At 72.3% G+C, this 6128-nt stretch carries 5 protein-coding genes; all 5 read left to right on the forward strand.

Annotation, left to right across the window (positions count from 1 at the left end; genetic code table 11):
- Positions 1-43: 43 nt before the first annotated feature.
- Positions 44-1594, forward strand: a complete 1551-nt coding sequence (locus tag ACERUN_RS14685) for an acyl-CoA carboxylase subunit beta (protein WP_370290780.1) — start codon at positions 44-46, stop codon at positions 1592-1594.
- Positions 1595-1682: 88 nt separating this feature from the next.
- On the forward strand, positions 1683-3653 hold the full coding sequence (locus ACERUN_RS14690; protein WP_370290776.1) for a biotin carboxylase N-terminal domain-containing protein: 1971 nt from the start codon (positions 1683-1685) through the stop codon (positions 3651-3653).
- Positions 3650-4819, forward strand: a complete 1170-nt coding sequence (locus ACERUN_RS14695) for an acyl-CoA dehydrogenase family protein (protein ID WP_370290777.1) — start codon at positions 3650-3652, stop codon at positions 4817-4819. Before ACERUN_RS14690 ends, ACERUN_RS14695 begins: the two co-directional genes overlap by 4 nt.
- 42 nt (positions 4820-4861) lie before the next feature.
- Complete coding sequence (locus tag ACERUN_RS14700; RefSeq protein ID WP_370290778.1) at positions 4862-5881, forward strand: YihY/virulence factor BrkB family protein; 1020 nt, start codon at positions 4862-4864, stop codon at positions 5879-5881.
- Positions 5882-5918: 37 nt separating this feature from the next.
- Positions 5919-6128 (forward strand): hypothetical protein (locus ACERUN_RS14705; RefSeq protein ID WP_370290779.1); only part of this gene is annotated, 210 nt, incomplete at its 3' end.

A 6128-nucleotide genomic window follows, 5' to 3' on the forward strand; every position in this document is an offset into this window, starting at 1 on the left:
CCAGATCCCCGAGGCCCCCGGGGCCCCGACGCATCGCGAGGCGATGCTGGAGAAGCTGGCCGCCCTCGACGCCGAGCAGGCCAAGGCCGTGGCCGGCGGTGGCGAGCGCGCCGTCGAGCGCCACCACCGCCGCGGCAAGCTGCTGCCCCGCGAGCGCGTGGAGCTGCTGATCGACGAGGGCTCGGCGTTCCTCGAGCTCTCCCCGCTCGCCGGCTGGGGCAGCGACTTCACCGTCGGGGCGAGCGTGGTCACCGGCATCGGCGTCGTCGAGGGCGTCGAGTGCATGATCGTGGCCCACGACCCCACGGTGAAGGGCGGCGCGTCGAACCCGTGGACGGTGAAGAAGATCTTCCGGGCCTCCCAGATCGCCCAGGAGAACGGGCTGCCCACGATCTCGCTGGTGGAGTCCGGGGGTGCGGACCTGCCGACGCAGAAGGAGATCTTCATCCCCGGCGGGAAGCTGTTCCGCGACCTCACCCGCGCCAGCGCCCGCAAGGAGCCCACGATCGCGCTGGTGTTCGGCAACTCCACCGCCGGCGGCGCCTACGTGCCTGGCATGAGCGACTACATCGTGATGGTCAAGAACGCCGCCAAGGTGTTCCTCGGCGGCCCGCCGCTGGTGAAGATGGCCACCGGCGAGGAGTCCGACGACGAGTCGCTCGGGGGTGCGGAGATGCACGCCCGCATCTCCGGCCTGGCCGACTACCTCGCCGAGGACGAGCGCGACGCCATCCGCATCGGTCGCCGCATCGTCGCGCGCCTCAAGAGCGCCAAGGCGGGTGCGGAGCCGGTCGACTACGCCGAGCCCGACGCCGACCCCGAGGAGCTGCTCGACCTCATCCCGAGCGACCTCAAGGAGCCCTTCGACCCCCGCGAGGTCATCGCCCGCATCTGCGACGGCGTCAGCCCCACCAACGCGGTGGCGTTCGACGAGTTCAAGCCGCTCTACGGCACCTCGCTCGTCACCGGCTGGGCGCGCCTGCACGGCCGCCCGATCGGCATCCTCGCCAACGCCCAGGGCGTGCTGTTCAGCGAGGAGGCGCAGAAGGCCACCCAGTTCATCCAGCTCGCCAACAGCAGCGACACGCCGCTGCTGTTCCTGCACAACACCACCGGCTACATGGTGGGCAAGGAGTACGAGCAGAACGGGATCATCAAGCACGGCGCGATGATGATCAACGCCGTCTCCAACTCCACCGTGCCGCACCTGACGGTGATCATGGGCGCCTCCTACGGGGCCGGCAACTACGGCATGAACGGCCGCGCCTACGACCCGCGGTTCCTGTTCACCTGGCCCAGCGCCAAGTCCGCCGTCATGGGTCCCGCCCAGCTGGCCGGGGTGCTCTCGATCGTCGCCCGCGCATCCGCCGAGGCCAAGGGCCAGCCCTTCGACGAGGCCGGCGACGCCGCCATGCGCGCGATGATCGAGGGGATGGTGGAGGAGCAGTCGCTGCCCCACTTCCTCTCCGGGATGCTCTACGACGACGGCGTGATCGACCCCCGCGACACCCGCACCGTGCTCGGCATCTGCCTGTCCGTCATCGCCACGAAGCCGATCGTCGGCACCGACCGATTCGGAGTCTTCCGCCCGTGAATCCCCACGACGTTCTGCGCTCCCCCGCTCCGCTCCTCCGCGCACAACGCCGCGGGGGCCCCGTGTCCTCCGGAGGTTCACACCCGCGATGATCACTCGTCTGCTTGTGGCCAACAGGGCCGAGATCGCGTCGCGGGTCTTCCGCACCTGCCGCGACCTGGGCATCGAGACCGTGGCGGTCCACTCCGACGCCGACGCCGACCTGCCCTACGTCGCCGAGGCCGACCACGCCGTGCGGCTGCCCGGCAACGCCCCGGCCGAGACCTACCTGCGCGTCGACCTCGTCCTCGACGCCGCCCGGCGCACCGGGGCCGACGCCATCCACCCCGGCTACGGGTTCCTCTCCGAGAACGCCGAGTTCGCCCGCGCGGTGGAGGAGGCGGGCCTGGTCTGGGTCGGACCGACGCCGGACTCGATCGTCTCGATGGGCTCCAAGATCGGCTCCAAGGACCTCATGCGCGCCGCCGGCGTGCCCGTGCTGGAGGCGCCCGCCGAGCCCACCGCCGCCGACCTGCCGCTGCTGGTGAAGGCCTCGGCGGGCGGTGGCGGCCGGGGCATGCGGATCGTGCGCGACCTCGCCGCCCTGCCGGTCGAGATCGAGCGCGCCGCGGCCGAGGCCGCCTCGGCGTTCGGCGACGGCACCGTGTTCGTGGAGCCCTACATCGAGACCGGGCGTCACGTCGAGGTGCAGGTGGTCGGCGACGGCACGGGCGGGGTGCTCGTGCTCGGTGAGCGCGACTGCTCCCTCCAGCGCCGTCACCAGAAGGTCGTGGAGGAGTCCCCCGCCCCGCAGCTGCCCGACGACGTGCGGGCCGCGCTGCACGAGGCCGCCCGCGCGGCGGCCGCGGCGATCGACTACCGCGGCGCGGGCACCGTGGAGTTCCTCTACGACGCCGCCACCCAGCGCTTCTTCTTCCTCGAGATGAACACCCGCCTGCAGGTCGAGCACCCGGTCACCGAGCTGGTGCACGGCGTCGACCTCGTGGCGCTGCAGCTGGCCGTCGCCGAGGGCCGTGGCCTGCCCGCCGAGTGGCTGGCGCAGGCCCCGCCCGCGCGCGGGCACGCCATCGAGGTGCGCCTCTACGCCGAGGACCCGGCCGCGGACTACCAGCCGCAGAGCGGCACCCTCACCGCCTTCGAGATCCCCGGCGGCGACGGCGTGCGGGTCGACGCCGGGTTCACCTCCGGCAGCACGGTGTCGACGTTCTACGACGCCATGCTGGCCAAGGTGATGGTGTGGGCGCCCACCCGCGAGCAGGCCGCGCGCCAGCTGGCCGGCGTGCTGCGCCGGGCCCGCATCCACGGCCTGGTCACCAACCGCGAGCAGCTGATCGCCAGCCTGCGCCACCCGGCGTTCCTCGCCGGTGACGTCAGCACCGCGTTCCTCGGCGAGCACGACCTCGCGGGACCCGCGGCCGTGCCCGGCACCGCCGCCCAGCAGGCCGTGGCGTTCTTCGCCGCCGCCCTGGCCTGCGTCGACGACGCCGCCTCGCGCCGTCCGGTGCAGCGCCGGATCCCGGCGGGCTGGCGCAACGTCGTGTCCGCGCCGCAGCGGATCGAGTTCGAGTACGCCGGCACCGAGGTGGCGGTGGACTGGCTGCACCACCGCGACGGCGACGTCCTGGTGGACGACGAGGTCGACGGTGTGCGCCTGGTCTCGGTGGTCGCCGAGGGCGGGCAGCGCACCGTCACCGTCGACCACGCCGGCGTGCGCACGACCCACGCGGTGCGGATCGCCGGCGCGGCCGTCGACGTCGACTCGCCGTGGGGCCACTACGCGCTGCGGCGGGTGCCGCGGTTCGTCGACCCCGCCGACCAGGTGGCCAGCGGCAGCCTGCTGGCGCCGATGCCCGGCACGGTCGTGAAGGTGGCCGTCGAGGCCGGGCAGACCGTGGCCGCCGGCGACGTCGTGCTCGTGCTCGAGGCCATGAAGATGCAGCACACCGTGAGCGCGCCGACCGACGGCGTGGTCACCGAGATCAATGTCAGCCCCGGTGCGCAGGTCGCCGCCGGAGAGGTGCTCGCCGTCGTCGGCGAACAGAACCAGGAGGAGTCATGAGCGACACCATCGCCTTCAGCGAGTCCGAGGAGCGGCTCGAGCTGCGCCGTCAGGTCGCGAAGCTGGCCGGCAAGTACGGCCGCGAGTACTTCACCGAGAAGGCCCGGGCGGGGGAGAAGACCACCGACCTGTGGCTGGAGATCGGCAAGAACGGCTACCTCGGCATCAACATCCCCGAGGAGTACGGCGGCGGGGGCGGCGGCATCGGCGACATCGCCGCCGTGTGCGAGGAGCTCGCGGCCCAGGGCTGCCCGCTGCTGCTGATGGTCGTGAGCCCCGCGATCTGCGGCACCGTGATCAGCCGCTACGGCACCGAGGCCCAGAAGCAGAAGTGGCTGCCCGGCATCTGCGACGGCACCGGCACGATGGCCTTCGCCATCACCGAGCCCGACGCCGGCACCAACACCCACAACATCACCACCACCGCCCGCAAGGACGGCGACGGCTGGGTGCTCTCGGGTCGCAAGATCTGGATCTCCGGCGTCGACGAGGCCAAGAACGTGCTCGTCGTGGCCCGCACCGAGGACGCCACCACGGGCAAGATCAAGCCGGTGCTGCTGGTCGTGCCCACCGACTCGCCCGGCTTCGAGTTCCACCACATCCCGGTCGAGATGGTCAGCCCCGAGAAGCAGTTCCAGGTGTTCATCGACGACGTGCGCCTGCCCGCCGACGCGCTGGTGGGCGATGAGAACGGCGGCCTCGTGCAGCTGTTCGCCGGCCTCAACCCCGAGCGGATCATGGCCGCGGCCTTCTCCCTCGGCCTGGCGAGGTTCGCCCTGGAGAAGGCGGTGGCCTACGCCAAGGAGCGGCAGGTCTTCAAGGCGCCGATCGGCGCCCACCAGGCCATCCAGCACCCGCTGGCCCAGAGCCACATCGAGATCGAGATGGCGCGGCTGATGAACGCCAAGGCCGCCGCCCTCTACGACGCCGGCGACGAGATGGCCGCCGGTGAGGCCGCCAACATGGCCAAGTACGCCGCCGCGGAGGCCGCCGCGAACGCCGTCGACCGGGCCGTGCACACCCACGGCGGCTACGGCGCCAGCGTCGAGTACGGGATGGCCGGCCTGCTCGTGGCCAGCCGCGTGGGCCGCATCGCGCCGGTGAGCCGGGAGATGATCCTCAACTTCGTGGCGATGCACTCCCTGGGCCTGCCCAAGTCCTACTGAGCCCGTCCGCCGCACGCCCCGTCCCTGCGCCATACTGGCGCGGTGGGCGGGGCGTCGCGGTTGGACCGCTTCCAGCGTCGACACCGGGTCATCGGGTTCCCCCTCGCCGTCGTCTACAAGTTCTTCGACGACCAGGGCAACTACCTGGCCGCGGTGGTCACCTACTACGCCTTCGTCGCGATCTTCCCGCTGCTGCTGCTGGCCTCCTCGATCCTCGGCTTCGTGCTGCAGGGCAACCCCGAGCTGCAGCAGCAGGTGCTCGACTCAGCCCTGGCCACCTTCCCGATCGTCGGCGACGAGCTCGGCCGGCCGCAGGGCCTGCAGGGGTCCACCGGCGCGGTGATCGGCGGCGCCCTCGCGGCGCTGTACGGCTCGCTGGGCCTGGGACAGGCGCTGCAGAACGTGCTCGCCACCGCCTGGGCGGTGCCGCGCAACAGCCGGCCCAACCCGTTCCGGGCCCGCTTCAAGAGCCTGCTGTTCGTCTTCGCCGCCGGTGCCGGCGTGCTCGCGGTGTCGGTGTTCTCCGCGCTCGGCAGCACCACGCAGGTGTTCGGCGAGGGCGTCGACCTCACGCTGCGGGTGCTCATCGTCGTGGGCACGGTGCTGGTGATCGGGCTGGTGCTCACCTTCCTCATGCGGCTGGCCTCCGCGCGCCACCACCCGATCATCGCCGCCGCCCCCGGCGCCTTCACCATCGCCGTGCAGTGGCAGCTGCTGCAGTACCTCGGCACGCTGTACGTGCAGGAGGCGCTGGTCGGCCCCACCTCCCTCAACACCACCTTCGGGCTGGTGCTCGGGCTGATCGGCCTGATCTACATCGCCTCGGTGATGGCGATCCTCGGGGTGGAGGTCAACGTCGTGCTCGCCCGGCGGTTGTGGCCCCGGGCGCTGCTCACCCCGTTCACCGACGCCGTCGACCTCACCGACGCCGACCGCCGCGCCTACGCCCTCTACGCCCAGGCCCAGCGCCACAAGGGGTTCGAGACCGTCGCCGTGCGCTTCGACGGCCGCGACGGCAACACCCACGAGATCGTGCTCGCGCCCGAGGACGAGGAGCGCTGAGACTCACACCGGGCCGGCGGTCGTCGCGCTGCGTCTCGTGACGGCGCTGGGGCGCCTCCTCGACGACCGTGGGAGTGGGTCGGCGGTCGTCGCGCTGCGTCTCGTGACGGCGCTGGGGCGCCTCCTCGACGACCGTGGGAGTGGGTCGGCGGGCGTCGCGCTGCGTCTCGTGACGGCGCTGGGGCGCCTCCTCGACGACCGGGGGAGGGGGGCGGCGGTCGTCGCGCTGCGTCTCGTGACGGCGCGG

The organism is Nocardioides sp. (genome assembly GCF_964229035.1).
GTDB lineage: Bacteria > Actinomycetota > Actinomycetes > Propionibacteriales > Nocardioidaceae > Nocardioides.

Excerpts from the sequence above, each read along its gene's own strand:
- ACERUN_RS14685 (WP_370290780.1), top strand. The coding sequence starts at position 44 with ATGCTGGAGAAGCTGGCCGCCCTCGACGCCGAGCAGGCCAAGGCCGTG.
- ACERUN_RS14695 (WP_370290777.1), top strand. The coding sequence starts at position 3,650 with ATGAGCGACACCATCGCCTTCAGCGAGTCCGAGGAGCGGCTCGAGCTG.
- ACERUN_RS14690 (WP_370290776.1), top strand. The coding sequence starts at position 1,683 with ATGATCACTCGTCTGCTTGTGGCCAACAGGGCCGAGATCGCGTCGCGG.